Origin of the sequence: Nocardia sp. NPDC049707, assembly GCF_040674855.1 — a bacterium.
In the GTDB taxonomy this organism is placed as follows: domain Bacteria; phylum Actinomycetota; class Actinomycetes; order Mycobacteriales; family Mycobacteriaceae; genus Nocardia.
Genome location: NZ_JBFANN010000051.1, coordinates 1 through 25,632, shown reverse-complemented (window position 1 = coordinate 25,632; position 25,632 = coordinate 1). Strand labels below are relative to the sequence as shown.

The 25,632-nt window shown below is 63.6% G+C and carries 26 protein-coding genes and 2 tRNA genes; 17 read left to right on the top strand and 11 right to left on the bottom strand.

Annotated features, from left to right (window positions below):
* Positions 1–16 precede the first annotated feature (16 nt).
* Positions 17–1,666, bottom strand: coding sequence for an acyl-CoA synthetase (locus AB0J29_RS31675; protein ID WP_364794209.1), 1,650 nt, complete (start codon positions 1,664–1,666; stop codon positions 17–19).
* Between the two features lie 105 nt (positions 1,667–1,771).
* Here AB0J29_RS31675 and AB0J29_RS31670 point away from each other — a divergent pair, with 105 nt between their 5' ends.
* From AB0J29_RS31670 to AB0J29_RS31660, 3 genes are all read left to right on the top strand, one after another.
* A complete protein-coding gene (locus AB0J29_RS31670) occupies positions 1,772–2,548 on the top strand; it encodes a crotonase/enoyl-CoA hydratase family protein (RefSeq protein ID WP_364794155.1) in 777 nt (258 codons plus the stop codon).
* 234 nt (positions 2,549–2,782) lie between these two features.
* Entirely contained in the window at positions 2,783–3,022 is a 240-nt protein-coding gene (locus tag AB0J29_RS31665) for an AbrB/MazE/SpoVT family DNA-binding domain-containing protein (RefSeq protein ID WP_364794153.1), read from the top strand.
* Entirely contained in the window at positions 3,015–3,362 is a 348-nt protein-coding gene (locus AB0J29_RS31660; RefSeq protein ID WP_364794151.1) for a hypothetical protein, read from the top strand. Before AB0J29_RS31665 ends, AB0J29_RS31660 begins: the two co-directional genes overlap by 8 nt.
* A 6-nt stretch (positions 3,363–3,368) precedes the next feature.
* Here the strand turns inward: AB0J29_RS31660 and AB0J29_RS31655 are convergent, their stop codons facing one another.
* The 6 genes from AB0J29_RS31655 to AB0J29_RS31630 all read right to left on the bottom strand — a co-directional run bounded on the left by AB0J29_RS31655 (position 3,369) and on the right by AB0J29_RS31630 (position 9,057).
* Positions 3,369–3,782, bottom strand: a complete 414-nt coding sequence (locus AB0J29_RS31655; protein WP_364794149.1) for a hypothetical protein — start codon at positions 3,780–3,782, stop codon at positions 3,369–3,371.
* A gap of 2 nt (positions 3,783–3,784) precedes the next feature.
* The gene (locus AB0J29_RS31650; RefSeq protein ID WP_364794147.1) at positions 3,785–4,564 is read right to left on the bottom strand and encodes a hypothetical protein; all 780 of its coding nucleotides are present in this window, start codon (positions 4,562–4,564) and stop codon (positions 3,785–3,787) included.
* 14 nt (positions 4,565–4,578) lie between these two features.
* Entirely contained in the window at positions 4,579–4,890 is a 312-nt protein-coding gene (locus AB0J29_RS31645; RefSeq protein WP_364794145.1) for a hypothetical protein, read from the bottom strand.
* Between the two features lie 61 nt (positions 4,891–4,951).
* Positions 4,952–5,611, bottom strand: coding sequence for a hypothetical protein (locus AB0J29_RS31640; RefSeq protein WP_364794143.1), 660 nt, complete (start codon positions 5,609–5,611; stop codon positions 4,952–4,954).
* A gap of 1,021 nt (positions 5,612–6,632) precedes the next feature.
* Entirely contained in the window at positions 6,633–7,736 is a 1,104-nt protein-coding gene (locus AB0J29_RS31635) for an acyl-CoA dehydrogenase family protein (protein WP_364794141.1), read from the bottom strand.
* 127 nt (positions 7,737–7,863) lie between these two features.
* Positions 7,864–9,057: an acyl-CoA dehydrogenase family protein gene (locus AB0J29_RS31630; protein WP_364794139.1), complete on the bottom strand. Its 1,194-nt coding sequence runs from the start codon at positions 9,055–9,057 to the stop codon at positions 7,864–7,866.
* A gap of 208 nt (positions 9,058–9,265) precedes the next feature.
* Here AB0J29_RS31630 and AB0J29_RS31625 point away from each other — a divergent pair, with 208 nt between their 5' ends.
* The 12 genes from AB0J29_RS31625 to AB0J29_RS31570 all read left to right on the top strand — a co-directional run bounded on the left by AB0J29_RS31625 (position 9,266) and on the right by AB0J29_RS31570 (position 20,900).
* Positions 9,266–9,454 (top strand): ferredoxin, encoded by a 189-nt coding sequence (locus tag AB0J29_RS31625; RefSeq protein ID WP_364794137.1) that lies wholly within the window; start codon positions 9,266–9,268, stop codon positions 9,452–9,454.
* 43 nt (positions 9,455–9,497) lie between these two features.
* Positions 9,498–10,415 (top strand): 3-oxoacyl-ACP reductase, encoded by a 918-nt coding sequence (locus tag AB0J29_RS31620; RefSeq protein ID WP_364794135.1) that lies wholly within the window; start codon positions 9,498–9,500, stop codon positions 10,413–10,415.
* Between the two features lie 333 nt (positions 10,416–10,748).
* Entirely contained in the window at positions 10,749–11,513 is a 765-nt protein-coding gene (locus AB0J29_RS31615; protein WP_364794133.1) for an ABC transporter permease, read from the top strand.
* Positions 11,514–11,517: 4 nt separating this feature from the next.
* A complete protein-coding gene (locus AB0J29_RS31610) occupies positions 11,518–12,369 on the top strand; it encodes an ABC transporter permease (protein ID WP_364794131.1) in 852 nt (283 codons plus the stop codon).
* Between the two features lie 48 nt (positions 12,370–12,417).
* Positions 12,418–13,596, top strand: coding sequence for an MCE family protein (locus tag AB0J29_RS31605; protein WP_364794207.1), 1,179 nt, complete (start codon positions 12,418–12,420; stop codon positions 13,594–13,596).
* Positions 13,593–14,621, top strand: a complete 1,029-nt coding sequence (locus AB0J29_RS31600; RefSeq protein WP_364794129.1) for an MCE family protein — start codon at positions 13,593–13,595, stop codon at positions 14,619–14,621. Before AB0J29_RS31605 ends, AB0J29_RS31600 begins: the two co-directional genes overlap by 4 nt.
* On the top strand, positions 14,618–15,682 hold the full coding sequence (locus AB0J29_RS31595) for an MCE family protein (protein WP_364794127.1): 1,065 nt from the start codon (positions 14,618–14,620) through the stop codon (positions 15,680–15,682). The genes AB0J29_RS31600 and AB0J29_RS31595 overlap by 4 nt, the downstream gene beginning before the upstream one ends.
* A complete protein-coding gene (locus AB0J29_RS31590) occupies positions 15,679–16,944 on the top strand; it encodes an MCE family protein (protein WP_364794124.1) in 1,266 nt (421 codons plus the stop codon). The genes AB0J29_RS31595 and AB0J29_RS31590 overlap by 4 nt, the downstream gene beginning before the upstream one ends.
* Positions 16,941–18,191, top strand: a complete 1,251-nt coding sequence (locus AB0J29_RS31585; RefSeq protein ID WP_364794122.1) for an MCE family protein — start codon at positions 16,941–16,943, stop codon at positions 18,189–18,191. Before AB0J29_RS31590 ends, AB0J29_RS31585 begins: the two co-directional genes overlap by 4 nt.
* Positions 18,188–19,615, top strand: a complete 1,428-nt coding sequence (locus tag AB0J29_RS31580; protein ID WP_364794120.1) for an MlaD family protein — start codon at positions 18,188–18,190, stop codon at positions 19,613–19,615. Before AB0J29_RS31585 ends, AB0J29_RS31580 begins: the two co-directional genes overlap by 4 nt.
* Positions 19,612–20,415 carry a hypothetical protein gene (locus AB0J29_RS31575; protein ID WP_364794118.1) on the top strand — a complete coding sequence of 268 codons (804 nt, stop codon included), beginning with the start codon at positions 19,612–19,614 and terminating at the stop codon, positions 20,413–20,415. The genes AB0J29_RS31580 and AB0J29_RS31575 overlap by 4 nt, the downstream gene beginning before the upstream one ends.
* A complete protein-coding gene (locus AB0J29_RS31570) occupies positions 20,412–20,900 on the top strand; it encodes a h domain protein (RefSeq protein ID WP_364794116.1) in 489 nt (162 codons plus the stop codon). The genes AB0J29_RS31575 and AB0J29_RS31570 overlap by 4 nt, the downstream gene beginning before the upstream one ends.
* 661 nt (positions 20,901–21,561) lie before the next feature.
* Here the strand turns inward: AB0J29_RS31570 and AB0J29_RS31565 are convergent.
* The 4 genes from AB0J29_RS31565 to AB0J29_RS31550 all read right to left on the bottom strand — a co-directional run bounded on the left by AB0J29_RS31565 (position 21,562) and on the right by AB0J29_RS31550 (position 23,261).
* Positions 21,562–21,659: transfer RNA gene (locus AB0J29_RS31565), tRNA-OTHER, on the bottom strand.
* Between the two features lie 196 nt (positions 21,660–21,855).
* Positions 21,856–21,930, bottom strand: a tRNA-Thr gene (locus AB0J29_RS31560).
* Between the two features lie 125 nt (positions 21,931–22,055).
* Positions 22,056–22,298 carry an MbtH family protein gene (locus tag AB0J29_RS31555; RefSeq protein ID WP_011207082.1) on the bottom strand — a complete coding sequence of 81 codons (243 nt, stop codon included), beginning with the start codon at positions 22,296–22,298 and terminating at the stop codon, positions 22,056–22,058.
* A 129-nt stretch (positions 22,299–22,427) separates the two neighbouring features.
* Complete coding sequence (locus AB0J29_RS31550; RefSeq protein ID WP_364794205.1) at positions 22,428–23,261, bottom strand: alpha/beta hydrolase; 834 nt, start codon at positions 23,259–23,261, stop codon at positions 22,428–22,430.
* Positions 23,262–23,448: 187 nt separating this feature from the next.
* On the opposite strand from AB0J29_RS31550, the gene AB0J29_RS31545 reads away from it, so the two are divergent.
* Both AB0J29_RS31545 and AB0J29_RS31540 read left to right on the top strand, forming a co-directional pair.
* Entirely contained in the window at positions 23,449–23,619 is a 171-nt protein-coding gene (locus tag AB0J29_RS31545; protein ID WP_364381710.1) for a hypothetical protein, read from the top strand.
* A gap of 90 nt (positions 23,620–23,709) precedes the next feature.
* The gene (locus tag AB0J29_RS31540; protein WP_364794202.1) at positions 23,710–25,287 is read left to right on the top strand and encodes a trehalose-6-phosphate synthase; all 1,578 of its coding nucleotides are present in this window, start codon (positions 23,710–23,712) and stop codon (positions 25,285–25,287) included.
* The last annotated feature ends 345 nt before the right edge of the window (positions 25,288–25,632 follow it).

Genomic DNA, 25,632 nt, shown 5'->3' with positions numbered 1-25,632 from the left:
CTATGCCCAGCCGCTACTACTTGTTGCTCGCGTCGGCGTGCTCGTCGGCCGGGCGCTCCTCGGTTTGCGCCTTGGCCCATTTGTAGTCGGGCTTGCCCGCCGGATTGCGCTTGATCTGGTCGACGAACCATACACTGCGCGGCAGCTTGTAGGCCGCGATCTCCTGCGTGAGCACCGGACGCAACTCATCGAGGGTGGGCCGCTTATCGCCGCGGCACTGCACGACCGCCGCCACCCGCTGCCCCCAACGTTCATCGGGAACGCCGACCACGAGCGCGTCGAAGACCTCGGGGTGAATCTTGAGCGCGCCCTCGACCTCCTCCGGGTAGATCTTCTCGCCACCGCTATTGATGCTCACCGAACCGCGGCCGAGCATGGTGACCGTGCCGTCCTCCTCGACCCGGGCGTAATCGCCGGGAATCGAGTAGCGAATTCCGTTGAACTCCTTGAACGTCGCTTTGGTCTTGGCCTCGTCCTTGTAGTAGCCGACCGGAATGTGGCCGCTGCGTGCGAGGAAGCCGACCTGCCCGGAGCCCGGCGCCACCGGATTGCCCTGGTCGTCGAGCACCTGGGTGGCGGCATCGATCTTCACCCGCGGGCCGCCGGTGTGGTTGGCGCCCTTGGCGACAACGGCCAGACCACCGAAACCGGTTTCGGAAGAGCCGATGGAATCGGTGATCATCCGGTTCGGGAGTCGTTCCAGGAACTGGTCTTTGAGCGTCGGCGAGAACAGCGCGGCACTGCTGGCGATCACGTAGAGACTCGAAAGATCGTATGGCTCACCGGTTTCCGGATTGCCCTCGGCGAGCGCGTCCACCATCGGCCGGGCCATGGCGTCACCGGTGATGAAGATGAGGTTGATCTTGTGCCGGTCGATGTGCTGCCACACGCCGTGTCCGGTGAATTCCGGAATCATTACGGCCTTGCCGCCGTCGAACAGGCTGTGGAAGGTCGCGGTTTGTGAGCCACCGTGGATCATCGGCGGAATCGGGAAGCGGACCATCTGTGGGTTGCCTGCACCGGTCTTGGACTGATGCCATTCGTCCTCGACGTATTCGCCGGTGAGGAAGTTGATGCCCCCGCCGAGCACGCGCCACCAGTCCTCGTGCCGCCACATCACGCCCTTGGGCAGGCCGGTGGTGCCGCCGGTGTAGAGCATGAAGATGTCATCGGCCGAGCGCTCGCCGAAATCGCGCTCACCGGAAGACTCGGCCAGCACCGTCTCGTACTCCACCGAATCGGCTGCGGTGGGGATGGTGCCGGTCGTATCGTCGTCGACGACGACGACCGTCTTCAGCAGGGGCGTATTCGGGCGAACCCCGGCCACCCGGTCGCTGTAGCGGCGCTCGTGGATCAGGGCGACCATATCCGAATTGTCGAAGATGTACTGCAACTCGTTCTCGACGTATCGGAAATTCACGTTGATCATCACGGCGCGAGCCTTGAAGACCGCGACCATGGCCTCGACGGCCTCGATGGTGTTACGTGAATAGATGCCCACCTTGTCGCCCGGTTGGACACCCTGTTGCAGCAGGTAGTTGGCGAGTTTGTTGGCCCGCTCCTCCAGCTGCGCGTAAGTCACCTCGCGGCCGTTGTCGGCCAGCGCTACGCGGTCGGGCATCAGATCGATGGCGTGTTCGACTAGGTCCGCTATGTTGTAGCTCACAAAGCTAAAAATAGAACGTGTTACTGTTTCTGACAAGGCCGAATTTGCCCACCCCGGCCGGCTCCGCCGACCTGCCATACCCCTGGAAAGTCAGGAGAATCAGCAATGCCAGATTGCCTCGTCGAGAAGCGCGATCATGTCCTCATCGTCACCATGAATCGGCCCGAGGCCCGCAATGCCCTTTCGGCCGAGATGATGGCGATCATGCGCGACGCCTGGGATCAGGTGGACAACGATCCCGAAATTCGCGCCGCGATCCTGACCGGTGCGGGCGGCGCGTTCTGCGCGGGTATGGACCTCAAGGCGATGACCGCCCGGCATCCCGGTGACAACGCAAGCAGCTTCGATCCGACCAAATTGGAGGCGCTGCTCAAGGGCCGCCGACTCACCAAACCGCTGATCGCGGCGGTCGAAGGTCCGGCCATTGCCGGTGGCACCGAAATCCTGCAGGGCACCGATATCCGAGTGGCTGCCGAGGGTGCGAAATTCGGTGTGTCCGAGGCGCGTTGGGGTCTGTTCCCGCTCGCCGGCTCGGCGGTGCGACTGGTCCGCCAGATCCCCTACACCGTGGCCGCGGACATCCTGCTGACCGGTCGGCACATCACCGCCGCCGAGGCCAAGGAGATCGGGCTGATCGGCCACGTGGTGCCGGACGGTACCGCCCTGGACAAGGCGCTCGAGCTGGCCGGGCAGATCGCCGCCAACGGCCCCCTGGCGGTACAGGCGATTCTGCGCACGATCCGGGAAACCGAGGCCATGCCGGAGGAGGACGCCTTCCAGATCGAAGCGAAGCTCGGCATGGCGGTCTTCCGGTCGGCCGATGCCAAGGAGGGGCCGAAGGCCTTCGCCGAGAAGCGCAAGCCCACCTTCACCGGCAGCTGAATCCGTTGTCGCCCGGCTGAGTTCGAATGGTAGTGCTCGGTCACCGTTCGACCGGCTCAGAGCCTGGCGTATTGGTCGACGATCACCCCGATGCCCGATCAAGCACCAAGCCAGAGCCTGGTTGATCGGGGCCGGGCGCGTAGTCCCGGCGGCAGACGGGTTTCGCGGCGATCAGCGCGTTCGGGCGAGTATTACGTAATACACGTATTACAGATATGGCTCGAGGAGGGCATTGTGCTGCTCAACAGCAAGGGTCAGGTGACGATCCCCGCACAGCTGCGCGCCAAGCACAATCTGCGTGCGGGCGATGACGTCGAAATCATCGAGGTCGATGGCACCCTTCGGATCGTGCGCACCGAAGGCGCCCCCACTCATGGGCAACGCCTCGTCCGGCGCCTGCGCGGAACCGCGGACAGCCGAGATATCGAAGGTATGAGCACGGACGAGATCATGGACCTGCTCCGTGGTGAGTAGCCCAACTCCCATCGGCGGACCCGCCGTCCTCATCGATTCGTGTGTCCTACTCGACGTCATGACCAATGACGTGCAGTGGGCGGAGTGGTCGACGGACCGAATCACCGAGGCTCTCGATTCCGGTCGGGTGGTCATCAACCCGATCATCTACGCAGAGGTCTCCGTCGGGTACGACACCGTCGAAGAGTTGGACGATTTGCTGCCCGCCGACGAGTTCGAGCGTGCGGCCCTACCATTCCGCGCTGGCTTCTTGGCGGGCAAGGCGTTTCAGGGGTTTCCCATCGTCATATTACCCGCGAACCCGGCCAACCACTGCGACAACAGCTCTCGGCGCAGGTAAAAGGATTCATTTCTTGCGGAATGCTTCAAACCGTTGGGTGCAGCGTTCATATAAGGCGTGGAGGGAAGCGACCTGCATAAGGTAGATCGGGATTGCGAAGATTTCCGTGTTCTCGTCCAGGGCAGCGAGAATCGCTGCTACTGCCACCGCCGCATATGCAGTGAAAAACGCGCTGCGAACTGTGACCAGGAGTCGCCCCTGTGGCGGCTCTCGTCGGCTGATTGCGATCGCTAGTGGCTGCACTGCCAACGCTAACCCGATCGCAACGCGCTGGACGGGACCGACTCCCGCCACAGCACCGACGAACGTGAACATGAGTCCACACCCGATCAGGGTGGGCACTATGGCTAGGATGACGAGCCCGAACAGGCGGACTCGCCGTTCCCATTTGGCCACGCTCTGGATCTCTTCACTGGACACGATTACACGATCTTCCAATTAGATTTGTTATCCCCTTCAACCGATGCATCACTGAAACTCGACGCCTGCGAGTCCGGCCACTTCCCGTCGGGGAAGGCCCTATCGAGCTCGCTGAATGCTTTTGCCTGCATTCCGATAAAGGTCGACGCCGCGCCGAGTGCAGCCCAAAGCGCTGCTGTGGAAATCCCGGACGTCGCGGCAATATCGGCAATGCTGATACCTGCGCCAACGCCGGAGAGCAGTTCGCCGATCGCCCTGGCGAGACCGAATAGGAATTCAGCACATATCGCCAGTATCCCGGCATAAAAGGCGAGGCCCCCCACTGCGGAGTCCATCATCGCACTCCTCGCTTTCTCGGCGATGTCGGAAAATGTTCCTGCAGCGGCACTCTGGCTGGTGCACGTCTGCATATACGATGTTCGCGCCGCACCTTCCCAGTTTCGAAGTGCTTGGACATTGTTCGGGTCGAGCCCCTGCTTTACCCCGCTTGCAGCATCCCGCACGTCCGACCAGTCTTGGCTTCGCAGGTACATTTCGTACGGTGCACGTACTCCATGGTAGATTTCTTTAATCTTTTCCCATATCCATTTGCAAATCTCTATAATCTTGTCTGCGCAAGCCTTGATAACCCGCTGCATCTCGGGAATCAGCCTCACGTAGGGGAGGTCGAGGGCGTCGTCTTTGGCGTTCGGGACATCAACTTTAATTGCGCTGTCAACCTTGTTGAAGAACTTGTCCAACCCATCGAGAACCGAATTGTATTGAGAAACGTCAAAACTCATTATCAGCTTCCTGTTTACCAAATATTGTCGATGCGATGCTTGCCCGCCGCATCCTCGGCCTCGTAAGTATCGGCGCAAAAACGCAGCACGTCGGCCACCTCGGTGAAGCGCTGGGAAGCTTCGCCTGATCGGCTGGCCAAGTTCGTGACAAGTTCATCGTTAGCGCTGACGATAAGCTGGAACAACCCCGCCTCGAAGTGACTGAACGTCAGTGTCTCTATCTTCGTCTTGAGATCTGACATGGTGGTTGACTTGCCATCCCAAACGCCTGCGTCGGTACGCAATGAGTCAGTGGCAACCTTGAGTTTCTGTGGATCAGCACCCACTGGTTTCCCCTCTTTGATTGATTTGCATGTCTAGTAGAGTCCAATCCCTCGTGCAGTGGGCTTACCGTTTGTCATCAGGTGATTGAATCTGAAAGTTGACAAGCGCTTGAAGCGCGTCGTTGACTAATGTGCTGAACGTGTTTGTGGCACTGTCATTCACAGTTGCGTGCCGGTGACGATGGGCTTGGTCATATGATTCTTTGATTGCCCACGCGATCGGGCCGCCTCCGGCATCCATTCCCCATGGAATGCGGACGATGCAGTCGACAATACTGTTTTGGCTCAACGTGATCGATGCATAGAGCTCGTCCTCCGAACCAGCCGTGCCCACGAATTCGCCGAACTTCGCCTCATCGGGATTGCTGTTCAGCATTTGAAGTGTCTCCTCCAGCAGTTGCTCGGTGCCGACTGCCGGGGAGGGTGCGGGTTCTGGTGGGGTGAACTCGGTCGGTACGACGTCGTTAATACTTAGTGTTTCGAGTCTTTCGATACTGCCGTTTTCTACTGCGGTGATACAGACCGATTCGAAACGCTTTTGCTCGGCGTCTTTGACGGCGTTGACAACAGCTGTACCGATACCGCTAGGATCGAGGTATCGCCGCCAGTTGTCTGAAACGATAACTCGAGCGAGTTCTCCTGTGTCCGTGAGAATGACCTCCACTGCCCCCGTGCTATCGCGACCTGCGACATGGGACGGCCCGGCGGCGAAGACCTCTTGCATCAGACCTGATATTGCCTGGGTATACCCGTGGAACTGGGCGAGGTCGTTAAGTAGCTTGTCGAATCCTACTGAATCTGGTGTTCGAGGAGGCGTGGTACTGGAGGTTGAAAATGGAGACCCCGGCAAACTCGATGTCTGCGAAAGATCGGGATCCGCAGAAGCGGCAAGAGGAGGCGGGTTGAATGGGCGATGTGGGGTGACGGGACGAGCGGGCGTTGCCGGCGGAGCCGGACTCAATGAAGGAGGCGCGCTCGAGGGATGGTGTGGAGTCGATACCGCGGGAGAGGTTTTGGGCTTCAGTTGAAGGGGCTCTTCGTCCCAGAATTCGTCGGGGTCGTCGTAGTGGTTGTAGTGTCCTCCGGACATCATCGCACCTCGCGGTAACCGCTGGCCGTTGACGCGGACAGCGTTGTCTTCTCTGGAATCTGCATCGAACCCCCATTTGCGCTAGCTCCCGCCACGGCCTGTTGGTGTAGCGCGTTCACAGTCGAATGCCCCACGTCCATCGACAGCCCCTCCCTCGCTGATCGTTCGTCTAATGTACTTGACGCATGGATCGGACGAACGGTTCCATTCGGGCGCGGGGATTCTGCCAGTGAGATCGATGCTGGGGATTCGGCTTACGTCGTGCCCGTGCGTGCGGACGGCAGTTGCCCTAGCTGGGCGTGATAGCTCGGCCAAGCGCTGAATCAGGCTGGCGCGGCGAACGATTGCAGCGCGGCGTCGAAGTGGGTTGCGAATCGCCTTGGTGTGCAATGCTTGCCACCAAGGCGGAGATCAACCAGCGGCCGTGGTCATGGCGTGGGTGTGATCAGTCCCATGATGGGAAGATAGCCGCGATACCGGGCGGCATCACGTGCCAGGAGTCGATATCCGGCGACCGCGGTACGGGCAGCCGTGTCTGTAATACGTGTATTGCGTAGTACTAGTGCGAACGGGCTGATCATACGGGTTGTGTCGGCACGTCGATCGGCCCGCCGGTGGCAGGACCGGCGGGCCGATATGGTGCGGTAATCCTGGATCAGGCAGGAGTGTCCGCGAGGAGCGAGCCGATGGCTCGCAGGTGATCGGTCGCGGTGCCCAGTGCGAATTCATTGTGTTTCGCGGCGGTGAAGTAGTTGTGCACGATGTGGTCGCGGTCGATTCCGACGCCGCCGTGTACGTGAACCACGGTGTGCGCCACGCGATGTCCCGCATCGGCCGCCCAGAACTTGGCGGTGTGTACCGCTTCGGCGCTCGCCAGGTCCTCCGAGACCCGCCATGCCGCCTGGGTGACGGCCAGTCGCAGGCCCTGGACGTCGATATAGGCGTCGGCCAGGCGCTGGGCTACGGCCTGGAAGCTGCCGACGGCCTTACCGAATTGTTCACGCTCCCTGGCATAGTCGGCGACCAGCTCGAGTGCGCGCTCCAGGGTGCCGAGCTGTTGTGCGCTCAGGCCGAGCCAGGCGCGGGTCAGCATCCAGTCCAGGATTTCGGCGCCCTCGGCCACCGTCGCGACCAATTCGGCGGGGGTGTCATGGAATTCGACGCCGAACTCGGCGCTGAAGTCGACGACGCGCTGCGCGGTCACCGTGACCGACGCATCGGTGGGGTCGACCAGGAAGAGGGCGGGAGCTCCGGAAACCGTGGCCGAGACCAGGATTCGGGCCGCACGATCGGCGTAGGGCACGGTGGTCTTCGCGCCGGTGAGTCGCCAGCCATCGGCTTCGTGCGCCACGGTGGTCGGCTTGGTCGGCTCCCAGTTGTGCTCCTCGGCGAGCCCGGCCGTGAGAATGACATCGCCCGCACCAGCCCGCCGGGCCCACTCCTGTTGCGCCGCCGAGCCGAAGTGCGCCAGCGCACCCGCAGCGACGACGATCGACCACAGGTACGGCACCGCCGCGACATGCTTGCCGAGTTCACGTAGTACGGCGCTCTGCTCGAGTGCGCCGAAATCGCCGCCGTCCACCGCTGCCGGCAGTGCGGCGGCCAATACACCGGTCTCGGCAAGGGATTGCCACAGCGATTCGTCGAAGCGGCCCTCGGCATCGAGTTCGCGGATCCGGTCCGCGGTGACCAATTTGGCGCAGACCTCGGCGGTCAGGCGGGTCAGGTCGAGCTGGGCCTCGGTGGGAGTGAAATCCATGGTGATCTACCTGCTTTCTGCGGTGTGAGCGACGGGCCCGGCGGCGTAGCCGTAGCGACTGCTTGCAGGTCGCTCGAAACGATCGGCTTGCGTGACCACGCAGGGCCCCGGGAACACCGCCATAGGTTCAGCGCGCCGAGGCCGGCTGCTTCAGTGCGGTCATGGCGATGATGTCGCGTTGGACCTCGTTGGTGCCGCCACCGAAAGTGAGGATCAGTGCGGCGCGGTGGAACCGCTCCAACCGCCCACGCAACTCGGCGCCGGGCGAGTCCTGACGCAGATAGGCCTGCGGGCCGAGGATCTCCATCAGCAATCGATAGGCCTCGGTGGCCAGCTCGGTGCCGTAGACCTTGCAGGTCGAGGCATCCCACGGCCGTGGCGCGGCATCGCCGCCCGCATCGGCCCGGCTGGCGATCTCCCAGTTCAGCAGCTTCAGATATTCGACCTTGGCCTGTACCTTGGCCAGATTGAGCCGCACCCATTCCTGATCGATGACCCGGGAACCGTCGCCCGCCTTGGTATCGCGTGCCCATTCGGTGGTCTGGTTCAGCGCGACCATGAGCGGTCCGGCCGAGGTCAGTGCGACGCGCTCGTGGTTGAGCTGGTTGGTGATCAGCGCCCAGCCGCCGTTCTCCTGGCCGACGAGCGAACTCGTCGGCACCCGAACGTCCTGGTAGTAGGTGGCGCTGGTATCCGGTCCGGCCATGGTGTGCACCGGAGTCCAGGAGAAGCCCTCGGCAGTGGTCGGCACGATGAGCATGCTGATGCCCTTGTGCTTCTTGGCATTCGAATCGGTGCGCACCGCGAGCCAGACGTAGTCGGCGTACGCGATCAGGCTGGTCCACATCTTCTGGCCGTTGATCACGTAGTCGTCGCCATCGCGCACGGCGGTGGTACGCAGGCTGGCCAGGTCGGTGCCCGCGCTCGGTTCCGAATAGCCGATGGAGAAGTGCAGTTCGCCCGCGGCGATCTTGGGCAGGAAGAACTTCTTCTGCTCCTCGCTGCCGTAATGCATGATCGTCGGCGCCACCGAGTTGATGGTGAGGAACGGCACCGGCGCGCCGGCGATGGCCGCCTCATCGGTGAAGATCAGCTGGTCCATGGTCGAGCGGTCCTGGCCGCCGAACTCCTTGGGCCAGGCCAGGGTGAGCCAGCCGTCGCGGCCCATTTCCTGGACCACCTCGCGGTAGACGTTGCCGTGGCCGTACTCGCCGGTGGTCGCGCTCAGCGCGGATCGGCGCTCCGGGGTGATCAGCCGCGCGAAGTAGTCACGCAGTTCCGCGCGGAGCTTTTCTTGCTGCGGCGTGTACGCAATGCGCATGGCAATACCTCTCGGGGATGGTCAGCCGACGGAGCTCGCGGAGTCGGCGGGGTGTATATAGCGGAGCCCCTGGTTCTATGTCGGTCAACCGATCATTGCATATGGACTGAAACATGTTCCAGTATTGCTGCTTAATCCGCACAACGGCGGTACCCGATACGACCTGGTGTTGTTACGCTTCGACCAGAGTCGCGTTTAAGGAGTTCCTATGAAGGTCACGGTCGATCTGGATCAGTGCGAAGCCAATGGAATCTGTGTCGGAATCGCTCCCGACGTGTTTGAACTCGATGACGAGGATGTGCTGCACATCGTGGCGGCCGACGTGCCCGAGGATCGGCTCGCGGATGTCGAGGATGCGGTCGCCCAGTGTCCGAAGGCGGCGCTGAAATTGCAGTGACCCGTGCTTGCCGTAGGTAAGAACACGTTCTAGAGTCGGCCGCGTGAGTGATGTAGACAACACGGGTGTGGGCCTTGCGGGGCGGGTGGCCATCGTTACCGGTGGCGGCGCCGGACTGGGACGGGCCGAGGCGCTGGCCTTGGCTGGGGCGGGCGCGTCGGTGGTGGTCAACGACCTGACGGAATCCGATGCGGTGGCCGAAACCCTCGCCGATATCCGTGCGCTCGGCGCCAAGGCCGAGTTCGTCGCGGGCAGCATCGCCGAGCGTGCGACTGCCGACGCGCTGATCAGCACCGCCGATGAGGCGTTCGGCGGCGTCGACATCGTGGTGAACAATGCGGGCATCACCCGCGACCGAATGCTGTTCAACATGTCCGACGAGGACTTCGATGCGGTGATCGCCGTGCATCTGCGCGGCCATTTCCTCTTGACCCGCAACGCGGGCGCCTACTGGCGGGCCAAGTCCAAGGCCGCGGGCGCGCCGATCTACGGCCGGCTCGTGAATACCTCTTCCGAGGCGGGTCTGCTGGGTCCGGAGGGGCAGGCCAACTATGGCGCGGCCAAGGCCGGTATCACCGCGCTGACGCTGTCGGCCGCGCGTGCGCTGTCCCGATTCGGCGTGCGCGCCAACGCTATTGCGCCGCGGGCGCGCACCGCGATGACCGAGGCGGTCTTCAGCGCGGCGCCGGACGGCGGCGTCGATCCGCTTTCGCCGGATCATGTGGCCCGCTTGGTCGCATATCTCGCCTCGCCCGCCGCCGATGCGGTCAACGGTCAACTGTTCGTGGTGTACGGACCGATGGTCGCCCTGATGGCCGCGCCCGTGGTCGAGCAGCGCTTCGACGCCGCCGATGATCACTGGTCGGTAAATGATCTCGCCGCCACGCTCGGTGGTTACTTCGCGCAGCGGCCGTCGGGGCGTACGTTTTCAGCGTCCTCGTTGATAGATCTCGATAGCTGACACGGTTCGAGGGTCGCTCGGAGCGATTCGGGCTGCTCTGTGATGGCGGGTGCCATCGGATACCAGCTGATCACTTGACCAGTTGTTGTTGATCGCCGATGCGGCGCTTGGTAGACATGGGAGTCAACGTGTGTGACACCCCACAAGGGTTAGGCCACGCTCAAATGACACCTGTTACAAATTCATGGGCCGAATTTGAGAAGAATGGCAGCTCAAATGTGCCAAAAAGCTTCCTATAGCAATGTGAACGTGTTCTAATCGTTGCGGCGATGTGGCCAAGGCGGGCCATCGTGCGATGTGCGGAATCAGCAGGATGAGCAAGGAGGATCGTGCATGAACGAGGTCCTTGCTGTGCCATTGCGGGCAGTCGGCGGATTCTTCGAACTCGTTGCCGACGTCGCGCGGGCCAGCATTCGACGACCATTCCAAGGACGCGAGTTCATTGATCAGGGCTGGTTCATCGCACGCGTTTCGATCGTTCCGACGCTGCTGGTGGCGATTCCCTTCACCGTGCTGGTCTGCTTCACGCTCAACATCCTGTTACGCGAAATCGGCGCCGCAGATCTCAGCGGCGCCGCCGCGGCATTCGGTTCGGTCACCCAGGTCGGGCCGATTGTCACCGTACTGATCGTGGCGGGCGCAGGCGCCACCGCGATCTGCGCGGATCTCGGCGCGCGAACCATTCGCGAAGAGATCGATGCGATGCGCGTGCTCGGCATCGACCCGGTACACCGACTGGTGGTGCCGCGGGTGCTGGCCTCGATGTTCGTGGCATTGCTGTTGAACGGCCTGGTGTGCACCGTCGGCATCATCGGCGGCTTCCTGTTCTCGGTGCTGCTGCAGGATGTGAATCCGGGCGCCTTCGTCAATGGCATCACGTTGCTCACCCGTCTGCCCGAGCTGGTCATTTCCGAAGTGAAGGCCGGTTTGTTCGGGCTGATCGCCGGACTGGTCGCCTGTTATCTCGGCCTGAATGTCAAAGGTGGTCCCAAGAGTGTCGGTGATGCGGTGAATCAGACCGTTGTCTTCGCCTTTATGGCCCTTTTCGTGGTGAATGTCGTGGTCACCGCCGTCGGTATCAAGTTCGCGGTGCGGTGAGGCGATGGCATTCGTAATCCAATCCCGCTTCCCGCGTACCGTGCGGCGAGCGCGTCGTTTTTCGAACTCGCTCGATTCGGTTGGTAAACATGCGGTGTTCTATGGGCAGACAATAGGTTCCGTCCCACGCGCACTGCTGCACTATCGGACCGAGACCATTCGTTTGATCGCCGAAATCAGCATGGGCACAGGCGCTTTGGCGGTGATCGGCGGCACCGTGGTCATCGTCGGATTTCTCACGCTGTTCACCGGCGGCACCATCGCGGTGCAGGGTTACAGTTCGCTCGGCAACATCGGTGTCGAGGCGCTGACGGGCTTCTTCTCGGCATTCATCAATGTGCGCATCGCGGCACCGGTGATCTCCGGAATCGGTTTGGCGGCAACCATCGGCGCGGGTTCGACCGCGCAGCTGGGCGCCATGCGGGTGGCCGAGGAGATCGATGCGCTGGAGTCCATGGCGATCCGGCCGATGCCGTATCTGGTCGGTACCCGGGTGCTCGCGGGCATGATCGCGATCGTGCCGCTGTACGCGCTCGCGGTGATCTGTTCGTTCGTCGCCAGCCGATTCGCCACCGTGGTCATCTACGGGCAGTCGGCGGGCGTCTACGACCACTACTTCTCCACCTTCCTGATCCCGAGCGACATCCTCTGGTCTTTTGCCCAGGCGATCCTCATGGCCTTGGCGGTCATGATGATTCACACCTACTACGGCTACAACGCCGCGGGCGGGCCGGTCGGTGTGGGGATCGCGGTCGGCAATGCGGTGCGGGCCTCACTGGTCGCGGTGGTCACGGTGACCCTGCTGATCTCGCTGGCCATCTACGGCACCTCCGGCAACTTCCATCTCTCCGGGTAAAGCGGTATGGCGCAATCGAAGCAAGCAGAACACGGCCTGGCAGCAGCCATGCGCGGTGGGCTCGGCCTGAAACTGGCGGGCGCCGCGATGGTGCTCACCCTGGTCGCCATCGCTGCCGTCGCAATGATCATGTTCGCCGGTGGCTTCACCAAAACGGTCACGGTCACAGTCGACGCACCGCGTAGCGGTCTCGTCCTCGACCCGGACGCCAAGGTGAAGATGCGTGGGGTGGAGATCGGCAAGGTTGCGGCGATCGACCAGACCGGTGCGGGTGCGCGGCTGAAGCTCGCGCTGGATCCCGAACTGTTGAAACTGGTTCCGTCGAATGCGGGCGTCGACATCCGCTCCACCACGGTATTCGGTGCGAAGTACATCAACTTCACCGTGCCGCAGGAGCCCTCGTCGACTTCGCTGAAGCCCGGCGCGACCGTGACCGCCGCCGCGGTGACCGTCGAGTTCAACACCTTGTTCCAGCATCTGTCGGATCTGCTCGGCAAGATCGAGCCGGAGAAACTGAACGCGACGATGACCGCGCTCGGCACCGCGCTGGAGGGCCGGGGGCAGAAGCTGGGTGAGCTGCTGTCGCGCAGCGATGCGTATTTGAAGGACATCAACCCATATCTGCCGACCCTGCAACAAGACCTGACCAAGACGGCCGATGTCACCAACCTCTACGCCGACACCGTCCCGGACCTCCTGCGCACCGTCGACAACCTCATTACGACGAGCAATACCTTCGTCGACGAGAAGAGCAGCCTGGACGAGGTGCTCGTGAACCTCATCGGCTTGGCCGATACCACCGGTTCGGTATTGCGGGAGAACGAGAATCAGCTCGCCACCGCGCTGGATCTGTTGCAGCCGACGACCCGTCTGCTGTGGGAGTACGCGCCGGCGCTCGGCTGCGTCATCAATGGCATCGCGCCGCTGATGCCGACAGCCGAGGCCATGTTCGGTGGCATCAAGCCCGGCGTCGGGATGAACACCAACTTCATGTTCGGTGCCAAGCCCTATACCTATCCGGATGATCTGCCGAAGGTGAATGCCACCGGCGGACCGCACTGTGACGGCGTCGCGAACCGCGTGCCCGGCAGCCACGCCGACTATGTCGTCACCGATACCAGTGAGGGCACGGTGTACCAGCCACACACGGGATCGCCGCAATTCAACGAGGCGCCCAAGGTGTTCCAGCTGCTGTTCGCCGGGCTACCGGGGGTGGCCAAGCCGTGAAAAACAATGGAACAACAATCAAGTTGGCCATCTTCACCGTGGTGATGACCCTGGTCTTCGCCGGGCTCGCGATCGTGTTCAGCCAAATGCGTTTCGCGCGGGAGTACGGGTACCACGCGGTGTTCACCAGCTCGTCGGGGATGCTGCCCGGCTCGAAGGTGCGCATCGCCGGTGTGCCCGTCGGCTCGGTCACCTCGGTCAAGGTGGGTAAGGACCATCTGGCCCACGTCACCTTCGATGTCGACCGCAAGTACCGGGTGCTCTCGAGCACCCGCGCGACGATCAAGTACGAAAACCTGGTTGGCGACCGGTATTTGGAACTACTCGAAGGGCCCGGCTCGACGAAGGTGCTCCCCGACGGCGGCACCATCGGCAAGGAGCAGACCGCGCCCGCGCTGGACCTGGACATGCTGCTCGGTGGCTTCAAGCCGCTGATCCGTGGCCTCGATCCCGGGCAGGTCAACGATCTGACCAATGCTTTGCTGCAGATCTTCCAGAGCCAGGGCGGCACGCTGGTGCAACTGCTGAACAGCGGCGGCTCGTTCGCCAAGACCCTCGCCGACCGCGACGAGTTGATCGGCAGCGTGATCAACAATCTGAATACGGTGTTGCAGACCATCGACCAGCGCGGTGACCAATTCGCCACCACGATCGACGAATTGCAGCGCCTGGTCAGTGGTTTGGCCGCCGAGCGGGACCCGATCGGTGACGCACTGCCCCGCATCGCCGGAGCCAGCCGTGATCTCACCGAGCTGCTCGGTCAGGCGCGCCCCGACCTGCGTGCCACCATCGAGCAGACCGGGCGGCTCGCCACCAATCTCGACGATGGCTCCGACACCGTGCAGTGGGTGCTCGAACGCCTGCCCGCCACCTACCGGCAGCTGATCCGCATCGGCGCCTACGGGTCGTTCCTGCAGCTCTACATCTGCGGCACGAACATGCTCGTAGATGGCCCCGACGGCAAGGTGATGCAGGTCAACCTGCCCGGTGAGCAGACGACCGGAAGGTGTGCGCCGAATAAATGAACGAGAAGCGATCACCAGCCATCACCATCGGTATCGTCGGCATTGTCGTCGGGGTCGCGGTGGCACTGTCGGCACTGCAATTCGACCGGCTGCCGTTCATTCGCGGTGGCGCCACCTTCACGGCGTACTTCGCCGACGCGGGTGGTTTGGTGCCCGGCGACCACGTGCAGGTCGCCGGGGTGCGCTCGGGTCGGGTGGAGGATGTCCATCTGGACGGGGCCAAGGTGCTCGTCCGGTTCAGCCTCGACGAGTCGATCGTGTTGGGACAGAAGACCTCTGCGGCGATCAAGACGAATACGGTGCTCGGCCGCAAGTCGCTCGAGGTGACGCCGGAAGGTTCCGGAGCGTTGCGTGCCGATGACACGATTCCGTTGGAACGCACCACCTCTCCGTATTCGCTCAACGACGCGCTCGGCGATCTCGGTCGCACGGTGCAGGGGCTGGATATGGATCAGGTCGACAAGACCCTCGACGCACTATCGGCGACCTTCGCCGATACCCCCGCGCCGCTGCGTTCCGCATTGGACGGCGTGACCGCGTTGTCGCGCAGCATCAATGCCCGCGATCAGGCGTTGTCGGAGCTGCTGACCCGTGCGCAGAACGTCACGAAGATCGTCGCCGACCGCAGCAACCAGATCAATGCACTGCTCCTGGACGGCAATGACCTGCTCGGTGAGCTGGATCGGCGTCGTGGCGCGATCGCGCAGCTGATCGTGTACGTGAACGGTGTGTCCCAACAGCTGTCCGGACTTGTCGCTGATAACGAGGCGCAATTGAAACCGGCACTGGACAAGTTGAATTCGGTGCTCGCGCTGCTGCAGCGGAACAAGCAGAACATCAGTGAAGCACTCGATGGACTCGGACCGTACTCGGCGGCGCTCGGTGAACAGGTCGGCAGCGGTCCCTGGTTCAACGCCTACGTGGTGAACGCGTCGAGCGCCGAACTGCAGCCGCTCGTGGACGCCCTGGTGTGGCCGCAACATCTCCCGGATGACCTGCGCAATCTCTTCACGAACCCGGGACCGTCGATCGGGCCCGCAGTCCAGGAGCCGCCACGATGAGCCTGCTGACCAAAGTTCGGAAGCTGCCGCGCTGGGTGCTGGTTGTCGCGGGAGTGCTGGTCGCCGCCCTGGTGCTGGCCGGTGTGTACACCGGTATCAGCCGGATCGGGAAGACCACGATCACCGCGTACTTCCCCGCCACGACGGGTTTGTACGTGGGCGACGATGTGCGGGTGCTCGGCGTCAAGGTCGGCCGCATCGATGCGATCGAGCCCGGCCGTGACCGGGTGAAGGTGCGGGTAACCATCGATCGTGGCGTCGACATACCCGCCGACGCACGCGCGGTGATCCTTTCGCCATCGTTGGTGGCGGCCAGGTTCATTCAACTCGCACCTGCCTACAACGGTGGACCGAAGCTGCGCGACGGCGCGGAGATCGGGCTCGATCGCACCGCGGTGCCCGTCGAGTGGGACGACATCAAGGCCGAGTTGTCCAAGCTGGCAACGACTCTCGGCCCCGTGGGTAGCGACACGCAGGGGTCGTTCGGGCGCTTCGTCAACACTGCCGCCGATAATTTGGATGGCAACGGTCAGAAGCTGCGTGACACGCTGCGGGAGCTGTCGGCGACCTTGAACACGCTGTCCGACGGCCGCACCGACCTTTTCGGCACAATCCGGAATCTACAGAAGTTCGTCGAGGTGCTGTCGTCGAGCAACGAACAGATCGTGCAATTCGGCGGCAGGCTCGCCTCGGTGTCCTCGGTGCTGGCCGGCGTCTCCACGGATCTCGGTGCCGGACTGGACAATCTGGACTCGGCGCTGGCGGACGTGAAGCGATTCCTGGAGGGCAGCGGCGCCGAACTCACCGAGGGCGTGCAGCGGCTGGCCGACGTGACGCAGATACTGGTGGACAAGCGGCCGGAACTGGAGCGGGTGCTGCACTCGGGACCGACAGCACTGGTGAACTTCTATCAGATCTACAAGCCCGCGACCGGCACGGTCAACGGCGCGGTGGCACTGAACAACACGGCTGATCCGCTCAGCTTCCTGTGCGGATCGATCCGAGCGCTGGAGGACAATGATTCCGCCCGCTCCGCCGATCTGTGCGCCCAGTATCTCGCACCCGTGATCAGCTCGCTGGCCATGAATTACGCGCCGATCCTGCTGAATCCGGCCTCCAGCGTGACCGCGTTCCCGAACCAGTTGGTGTACAGCCCACCCAGCCTGGCGGAGCGGGCGCCGTCGTCCGCAGCGCCGCAGCAGGCGGCGGTGACCGTGCCGAACGGGCTAGAGGGACTGGCTATTCCGGGAGGAGGACGATGATGCGAGCGCGTTCGATGCGCAGCATAGGTGCTCTCGCCGTTGGCATCGCGGTGACGCTCGGTGCATCCGGCTGCCAGTGGGACGGCCTGAATTCGCTGCCGCTGCCGGGCACCGCGGGGACCGGGAAAGGCTCCTATGAAGTACGTATCCAGATGCCGAATGTCACTACGCTGAACAGGAATTCACCGGTTCGCGTCGATGATGTGACGGTCGGGACGGTGACCAAGATCGAGGTGGAGGGCTGGCACGCGCTGGTCACCGTTTCGCTCGATCCCGAGGTGAAGCTCCCAACCAATGCGGTCGCGAAGATCGGTCAGACCAGCTTGCTCGGCAGCAATCACCTCGAGCTGGCCCCGCCGACCGATGTCGCGCCGCAGGGGCAACTGCGCGCGGGGGATCTCATTCCGCTGGACCGCGCCGGGGTCTACCCGACCACCGAGCAGGTGCTTTCGTCGCTCTCGGTGGTGCTCAACGGCGGTGGGATCGCCCAGTTGGAGACGATCACGCGCGAACTCAATTCCGCGTTGCACGGTCGCGAGAACGACGTCCGTGATCTGCTGCCGCAACTGGCCGAACTCACCACCAGACTCGACGCGCAGCGCAACGACATCATCAGGGCCATGAGCGGATTGGATCGCCTCGGCGGCCAACTCGTCCAGCAACGCGAGATGCTGGCCACCGCCATCGAGCAGATCCATCCCGCGCTCACCGTGCTCGCCGATCGCACCGCGAACATCACCCATGCGATCACCGCGCTCGGCGAACTGAGCGACGTCACCCAGCGGATCGTCGCCGCGAGCGGTGAGAACCTGAAGTCGAATTTGCGCAGCCTCGCGCCGGTGGTGCAGACGCTCGCCGATACCGGCAACAACCTCATCGAGGCGCTCAAGATCTTGCCCACGTTCCCGTTCCCGATGAAGAACATCGACAACGCGATCAAGGGCGACTACCTCAACCTGTACATCACCATCGATATGACCGCGAAACGGCTGGACACCAACTGGCTCACCGGGACACCGCTCGGCGGTAGGTTCGGCGGCGTCGAAGGTGTGCTCGGCGGGTTCGCGCCCGCTACGGCTACCCAGAACGAGGATCCGGCGACCGGGCCACTGCAATCGCAGCCCGCTCCGGCCCAGCCCACCCCGACGATCCCTGGCCTGCCGGCGATCCCAGGGCTGCCCGCCATTCCAGGACTGACCGTGCCATTGCCGGGAGCCACTGCGCCACAAGGGGGTCCGGCACGATGACGCTCACCCGATTCGTCCGCACCCAGCTGTCGATCTTCGCCGTACTCACGGTGATCGGCCTGGTGGTGATGGGCGGTATGTACGTCAAGCTGCCCGCGATGTTCGGCATCGGACGTTACAACGTGATCGTCCAACTCGACGCGACCGGTGGCCTCTACGAGACGGCGAACGTCGCGTATCGCGGCACGAATGTCGGTGTGGTCAAAGAAGTTCGGCTCACCAAGGACGGTGTCGAGGCGAAACTGTCCATCGCGAGCGACTACAAGATTCCGGCCGATGTCAATGCCTTGGTCCGCAGCGTTTCCGCGATCGGTGAGCAGTATGTCGATCTGGTGCCCGTCGAGCAGCCCAAAGGCGGAAATCTGGCTGATGGCTCGGTGATTTCGGTGGAGCGCACCAAGCTGCCACAGGATGTGGGATCGCTGCTCGACCAGACCGACCGGCTGCTGTCCAGCGTCGCCGACACCCGGTTGCGGCAAGTGATCGACGAGGCATTCCGGGCCTTCAACGGTGCGGGCCCGGATCTGCAGCGATTCATCGATTCAGCGTCCCTGCTGGTGCAGGAGGCGCAGAACAGCGCGGAACCGACCAAGAAGCTGCTGGATCAGATCGGGCCGTTGCTGGACACCCAAACACAGTCCGACGCGGCGATCCGTTCGTGGACACGCGATCTGGCGACGGTGACCGACCAACTGCGCGCGCACGATCCCGCATTGCGCAGCGTGCTGCGCAATGGTCCCGCCGCGCTGCAGCGGGCCAGCGCGCAGTTCAACGATCTGCGACCCACGCTGCCGATCGTATTGCGCAATCTGGTCAGTGTCGGACAGGTCGGTGTCACGTATCACCCTGGGCTGGAACAACTCCTGGTGGTTCTCCCACCGCTGATCGCGGCACTGGAGACCATCATCCGCGGACCGCTGGAATATGGCGTGCTGGTCGACTTCATGACCGTTATCAACGATCCGCCCGCTTGTACTACCGGTTTCCTGCCGCCGGATCAGCGTCGCTCGCCCAGTGAGCTGGACTCCATCGACACTCCGCCCGGCCTGTACTGCAAGGTGCCGCAGGATTCACCTGTCGCGGTGCGCGGCATCCGCAACACCCCGTGTATGGAGGTGCCAGGCGTGCGCGCTCCGACTCCGGAATTGTGCCGTGCCGGGTACGTGCCGGAGGGCGACAATCCCGCGTTCGGTCGGCCGCGGCCGGTGGCTCCCGCCGGTGCGTCCGACGCGCCAGCGGCGGTGCCGGTCGCCCCCGCGAGTTACGGTGGCGGCACGCCGGCGGCCGCCAGGTCCTACGACCCCGCTACCGGCGTGTACATCGGCACGGACGGACGCACCTACCGGCAAGGCGATGTCGGGTCGGGCGGATCGGGCACGGTACCGTCGAGCTGGCAGGCAATGCTTGAGGAGCAGCAACGATGAGTGAGATCAACGAAGATACTCACCGCGGGCGGCGACGCGCGGTGCGTTCGGCGGGCCCTCCGGTCGAGGAGACCGAGTCCGCGGCTGCGACAGGCGCGACTCCCGAAGTGGCGAAGGCATTCTCGGCTCGTGTCGCGGCACCGGCCGCCGGGACCGGACCCGAACTCGCGCCTACTGCTGTCACCGCCTCGACGGTGCGGGCCGCCGAGCCGACGCCTGGCGAGGGCAGCCTGGTGTACCTCGGCAAATCGGGGACGCAAACCGTACAGGACGCTGACGAACCAGGTGATTCCGGGCCGGCCGAGAACCCGAAGGCAGGCCGGGGACGCATCCTCGCTGCGGCTGCGCTCGCACTCGTCGCCATCGCCGCAGTGGTCGGCGCGGGCTGGTCGGTCATGGCGATGAAGTCGGTCGACGACCGCGATGCCCGCCGCGCTGAGTACACCCAGACCGCACGGCAGGCGATCCTCAACCTCACCACCATCAGGGCCGATTCCGCCAAGGAAGACATCGACCGCATCCTTTCGGTCGCTTCCGGCCAGTTCAAGACCGAATTCGATGGCCGGGTCGACCCGTTCCTCAATATCGTCAAGGAGGCCAAGGTCGTCTCCAACGGCGAGGTCGTGGAGGCCGCGGTCGAGAGCGACAGCGAGGACTCGGCGAAGATCCTGGTCGCCGCCAAACAGACACTGACCAACGCGGGTCAGGCCGAGCCGCAGACGCGGTTCTACCGGTTCCGGGTCACCGTGACCCGCAACGGTTCCGGGCTGTCCGCGTCCAACGTGGAGTTCGTGGGATGAGTGGACTACGAGGCAAGATCCTGCTGCTCGTCACGGCCGCAATCGTGGTTGTCGCGGGAATTGTGGCCGGTATCAACGGATTCCGGTACTGGGACGATCGGCGATCGGAGCAGTCACGCACCGAAGCGGTGGACGCGGCGGACCGCACCGTATCGGCGATGTTCACCTATGACTACAAGACCGTGGACACCGAGCTGCCGAAGGCAGCCGATCGGCTCTCGGCGAGCTTCCGCGATGACTACCTGAAACTGATCAAGCAGGCCATTGCGCCGGGCGCCAAGGAAAAACAGCTCAGCGTCAGGGCGACGACCGAAGCTCGCGGCGTGGTGTCGGCCGATCGCTCGCATGCTGTTGTCCTGATTTTCCTCAACCAGGTCACCACCAGCCAGGAATCGCCGCAGGGCACTTCCACCGGCAGCCGGGTCCGGGTCACCCTGGACAAGAGCGACGACAACTGGCTGATTTCCCAGGTCACGCCGATCTGATCCGGTGCACCGGTAGCGGTGCACGATGCTATAAGCAGGGCGCGATCGTCCCCCTGGGTGGATCTCGGCCGGTAGTCGACTGTGTTCGCACATCCTTTGATCGGGTGCGCATGCATCGGATGCGCAGCGCAGAGCGGATCCGGCCCCACGCCTCGCTCCGTTGTTCCTGACGCAATGTTGTCGAGATCTCTTCTACGCCGGTGGACGCAACAGAAAAATGCGTAACGGTCAATTTGCTTCTAGGCTAGGGGAGTCCGAAACCCGTTAACGCAGTCTCTCGGCCAGGGAGGTTGTTCGATATGGGCGCTCGATATTCCACAGCCGCAGCAGCGGCGTTGGCAGTAGCCGTTGTTCTGCTCCCAGTTGGCACGGCCCGCGCGCAGCCGCCGGGCCCGGGGCAGCCGTGCGATGTCCAGGGTACGACGGCCCAGGACGCCGACGGCCGGACGATGTGGTGCAACCCGAAGATGACCGGCGACCACGGTCTCGTCTGGCAGTACACGCCCCCGCACTGAGCGGAAGTGTTCCAGCAGGAGGGCCGCCAGCGGTGCATTCGCTGGCGGCCCTGCTGTCGGTGCGGTTTGGTTAGTGTTGTTGCGCGGGAAGGTTGTACGAGAGCGTCTGGGGCGTGGGTGAGCGCGCTGTAGCTGCTGTGCTCGGCTGGAGCCCGCTGTCAGGATTGAACTGACGGCCTTTCGCTTACGAAAACGGCAGGGCCTCTGTCGCGTGGGCGAGCGCGCGGTGACCGACGCGCTCGGCTGGAGCCCTCTGTCAGGATTGAACTGACGGCCTTTCGCTTACGAAAACGGCAGGGCCTCTGTCGCGTGGGCGGGCGCGCGGTGACCGACGTGCTCGGCTGGAGCCCTCTGTCAGGATTGAACTGACGACCTTTCGCTTACACAAACGGCAGGGCCTCTGTCGCGTGGGCGGGCGCGCGGTGACCGACGTGCTCGGCTGGAGCCCCCTGTCAGGATTGAACTGACGACCTTTCGCTTACAAGGCGAGTGCTCTACCACTGAGCTAAGGAGGCGGACGGGGTCTTACTTTACAAAACGGTGCCAATCATAACCGGACACGCCAGCTGCGTGACACCGGCTTGACGGTGTCACGCAGTGACGGTTCAGTACTGAGCCCGGCGCAGTATCGGATACCGGGTCAGGACTGGGCGCCCTGACGGGCCGCATCATCGGCGGCCATGGCGTCACGCAGGCTCTTCGGACGCATATCGGTCCAGTTCTTCTCGACGTACTCCACGCATGCGGCGCGGCTGTCCTCGCCGAAAACGACTCGCCATCCGGCCGGAACCTCCGCAAAGGCCGGCCACAGCGAATGCTGTTCCTCATCGTTGACCAGAACGAAGAAGCGACCGTCTTCGTCATCGAAGGGGTTGGTGCTCAATTTCACCTCACTGGATACTGGCGCATGTACGGGATAGCCCTTGGCTCATCCAACGCTGTTCGAGCGCTGGAAGCTCCCCGAGCGTTGTTTCGACCCTAGCAAGGCAGACGTTACGCGTTGGCAGTTACCTCAAGCCGCGAAGAAATCGAGCAGGATCTTGTTCACCGCTTCCGGGCGCTCGAGATAGCCGTAGTGCCCCGCATCAGGAACTTCCAGGTAGCGCGCACCGGGAATGACCTCGGCAACCTCCCTGGACAGATACGGCGGAATCATCCGATCGTCGGCGAATCCGATGGCCAGGGACGGCACCTTGATGCCGCGGTAGGCCTGGACTCGGTCGAAATCGTGATCCATCCGGCGCTGGGCGCGGATCCCGGGCGTGACCGGACCGCCGGTGAATTCGAACAGGTCGAGCCAGTCGCGGGCGGCGTTCGGATCGGCCATGGTCGCGGGCGACATATTCATCACCGCGGTCACGGCCGCCTCGTACTTCGTGGGCAAGCTGACTCCGCTGGCGTCGAGTTCGTGCTCGCCGAGCGAGAGCGTCTTCTGGAACTGGTCGAGGCGGCCGTGCCCGGCCATGAATACGGCCTTGCGCACCAGCTCCGGACGCGCCAGCGCGAGTTCCTGCGCCACCCGCGCGCCCATCGAGGTGCCGACCACCAGTGCGGGGCCCTCATCGAGCAGTTCGATGAGTCCGGCGGTATCGCCGACCAGCTGATCGATGGTCATACCGTCGGCCGCTTCATAGGACGGCTTGATGCCCCGATTGTCGAAGGTGCATACCCGATATCCCGCCTTGACCAGTGCAGGGACCTGATGCAACTCCCAGACCCGGCCTGGACTGCCGGTGCCCATGATCATGACGACAAGCGGACCCGCGCCCTTTGCTTCTGTGCCCTTGGTTCGGTCGCCCTTGACCTGGTAGTTGAGTGAAATTCCGTTCACCGTGGCCAGCGGCATATCGACCCTTTCGTGGAGTTGGTGCTGCGTTCCCACGGTATAGGGCGTCGGTTTCGGCGAACATGCGAAGGGTATGCCGCCGAACGTGTCCGAGGTCACCGGTATCCGGGTGCGGCACACCGCCACGGTGGCCAGATACCATTGACTATTCGCACGTACGAGCGTACTGAGCCGGGAGGACAAGAAGATGGCCGCGAAGAGCAGCGCGAACGACATCGCGGACGACGATCTGGAACCACTCGCCGACGAGACCGCGCGTCAGGCGCAGCGCGTCGTCGCGGCCTACGCGGAGGATGCGGACGAATGCCGGATGCTGCTGTCGATGCTGGGCATCGGGCCTAACGCGCGGGGCGAGTAGCCACCTCACCTCGACGTCAACGAGGCCGTCGACTATCTCACAACTTCAAACGCCTAACAGCGACGCGCAAAGGATGCGTGAGTGGACCAGATGACCCAACAGCCGTCCGAGGACTTCGAACCCGCCTTTTCAGAGCCCCCATCCGAATCCGAAACCGCGGTGGTCCCCTCCGCCCTCGCCGACCTGAACGGGGCAGGCTCCGGCTTCGTTGTCGTGGCCAACCGGCTGCCGGTCGACCTGGAGCGACGGCCCGACGGCACCACCCGATGGAAGCGCAGTCCGGGTGGTCTGGTGACCGCGCTGGAGCCGGTGCTCCGCAATAACAAGGGGGCGTGGGTCGGCTGGGCCGGCGTTCCCGATGTCGATATCGATCCGATCATCGAGGACGGCCTTGAACTGCATCCGGTGCAGCTGTCCGCGGCGGAGGTCGCCGATTACTACGAGGGCTTCTCCAACGGCACACTATGGCCGCTGTACCACGATGTGATCGTGCGCCCGGTCTACGATCGGGCCTGGTGGGCCGCCTATGTCACGGTGAACCGGCGCTTCGCCGAGGCCACCGCGAAGGTCGCCGCCGAGAACGCGACCGTCTGGGTGCAGGACTACCAACTGCAATTGGTGCCGAAGATGCTGCGAATGCTGCGGCCCGATCTCACCATCGGATTCTTCCTGCATATTCCGTTTCCGCCGGTTGAGCTGTTCATGCAGATGCCGTGGCGGACCGAGATCATCGAGGGTCTGCTCGGCGCTGACCTGATCGGCTTCCATCTGCCGGGCGGTGCGCAGAACTTCCTCTTTCTGGCCCGCAGGCTGGCCGGCCAGCCCACCTCGCGTGGCACCGTCGGGGTGCGGTCCAAGCTCGGCGTGGTGCAGGTGGGCTTCCGCACGGTCCGGGTCGGTGCGTTCCCGATTTCGATCGCCTCGGCCGAACTGGATGAACATTCGCGCCGTCGCTCGGTCCGCGAACGGGCCGCGAAGATCCGTGCCGAACTCGGGAATCCGAAAAATATCCTGCTCGGTGTCGACCGCTTGGACTACACCAAGGGCATCGATATCCGGCTGGCCGCGCTGGAGGAGTTGCTGCTGGAGGGCAGGCTGGATCCGACCGATACCGTCATGGTGCAGCTGGCCACCCCAAGCCGGGAGCGGGTGGAGAGCTATATCCAGATGCGCGGCGATATCGAACGTCAGGTCGGCCGGATCAACGGTGAATTCGCCAGGGTCGGTTATCCGGTCGTGCACTATCTGCACCGCCCGATCGCGCGTGACGAACTCATCGCCTTCTTCGTGGCCGCCGACGTCATGCTGGTGACGCCGCTGCGCGACGGGATGAACCTGGTCGCCAAGGAGTACGTCGCCTGTCACAGTGGCCTCAACGGAGCCTTGGTATTGAGCGAATTCACCGGCGCCGCAGCCGAATTGCGCCAGGCGTATCTGTGCAACCCGCACGACCTGAACAGCGTGAAGGATGCCGTGGTCTCCGCCTTGGAGGACGACCGCGATACGCGCCGCCGCCGAATGCGCGCGCTGCGCCGCCAAGTGCTCGCGCACGATGTGGACCGCTGGGCGCGGGCATTCCTCGAGGCACTGGCTCAAGACCAGGTCGCGGGGAGTGCGCTGCTCACCGACGACGACCTATACCCGGAGTCGCGAACTCCCCGACGCTGAAGCAACCCCGACGGAGCGATCCGTTCGCGGCCCGTCTCGCGTCCGAGTCGTCGAAGCGCATGTGACAAGGCTGGAGTGCCGATACGCGTACATCAGGTGCCGAACAGCCCACCATCCGTGACCACCGCGGAGCGAGTCTTACGAGCGACCCGTTCGCGGCCCGTCTCGGGTCCGAGTCATCGAAAGCGCATGCGACAAGGCTCGACCGCCTGGTGCGTGCAACTTCAGGTGCCGAACGTCCTGCCTTCAACGACCACCGCGGAGCGAGTCTTACGAGCGACCCGTTCGCGGCCCGTCTCGCGTCCGAGTCGTCGAAGCGCATGCGCCGCAGGCGCGAGTCTCGAC

What these genes read in the sequence shown, in the direction of transcription:
- AB0J29_RS31670 (WP_364794155.1), top strand. Translation starts at nt 1,772, where the DNA reads ATGCCAGATTGCCTCGTCGAGAAGCGCGATCATGTCCTCATCGTCACC.
- AB0J29_RS31650 (WP_364794147.1), bottom strand. Translation starts at nt 4,564, where the DNA reads ATGAGTTTTGACGTTTCTCAATACAATTCGGTTCTCGATGGGTTGGAC.
- AB0J29_RS31640 (WP_364794143.1), bottom strand. Translation starts at nt 5,611, where the DNA reads ATGCAAGAGGTCTTCGCCGCCGGGCCGTCCCATGTCGCAGGTCGCGAT.
- AB0J29_RS31635 (WP_364794141.1), bottom strand. Translation starts at nt 7,736, where the DNA reads ATGGATTTCACTCCCACCGAGGCCCAGCTCGACCTGACCCGCCTGACC.
- AB0J29_RS31630 (WP_364794139.1), bottom strand. Translation starts at nt 9,057, where the DNA reads ATGCGCATTGCGTACACGCCGCAGCAAGAAAAGCTCCGCGCGGAACTG.
- AB0J29_RS31625 (WP_364794137.1), top strand. Translation starts at nt 9,266, where the DNA reads ATGAAGGTCACGGTCGATCTGGATCAGTGCGAAGCCAATGGAATCTGT.
- AB0J29_RS31615 (WP_364794133.1), top strand. Translation starts at nt 10,749, where the DNA reads ATGAACGAGGTCCTTGCTGTGCCATTGCGGGCAGTCGGCGGATTCTTC.
- AB0J29_RS31610 (WP_364794131.1), top strand. Translation starts at nt 11,518, where the DNA reads ATGGCATTCGTAATCCAATCCCGCTTCCCGCGTACCGTGCGGCGAGCG.
- AB0J29_RS31605 (WP_364794207.1), top strand. Translation starts at nt 12,418, where the DNA reads ATGCGCGGTGGGCTCGGCCTGAAACTGGCGGGCGCCGCGATGGTGCTC.
- AB0J29_RS31595 (WP_364794127.1), top strand. Translation starts at nt 14,618, where the DNA reads ATGAACGAGAAGCGATCACCAGCCATCACCATCGGTATCGTCGGCATT.
- AB0J29_RS31590 (WP_364794124.1), top strand. Translation starts at nt 15,679, where the DNA reads ATGAGCCTGCTGACCAAAGTTCGGAAGCTGCCGCGCTGGGTGCTGGTT.
- AB0J29_RS31585 (WP_364794122.1), top strand. Translation starts at nt 16,941, where the DNA reads ATGATGCGAGCGCGTTCGATGCGCAGCATAGGTGCTCTCGCCGTTGGC.
- AB0J29_RS31580 (WP_364794120.1), top strand. Translation starts at nt 18,188, where the DNA reads ATGACGCTCACCCGATTCGTCCGCACCCAGCTGTCGATCTTCGCCGTA.
- AB0J29_RS31575 (WP_364794118.1), top strand. Translation starts at nt 19,612, where the DNA reads ATGAGTGAGATCAACGAAGATACTCACCGCGGGCGGCGACGCGCGGTG.
- AB0J29_RS31570 (WP_364794116.1), top strand. Translation starts at nt 20,412, where the DNA reads ATGAGTGGACTACGAGGCAAGATCCTGCTGCTCGTCACGGCCGCAATC.
- AB0J29_RS31550 (WP_364794205.1), bottom strand. Translation starts at nt 23,261, where the DNA reads ATGCCGCTGGCCACGGTGAACGGAATTTCACTCAACTACCAGGTCAAG.
- AB0J29_RS31545 (WP_364381710.1), top strand. Translation starts at nt 23,449, where the DNA reads ATGGCCGCGAAGAGCAGCGCGAACGACATCGCGGACGACGATCTGGAA.
- AB0J29_RS31540 (WP_364794202.1), top strand. Translation starts at nt 23,710, where the DNA reads ATGACCCAACAGCCGTCCGAGGACTTCGAACCCGCCTTTTCAGAGCCC.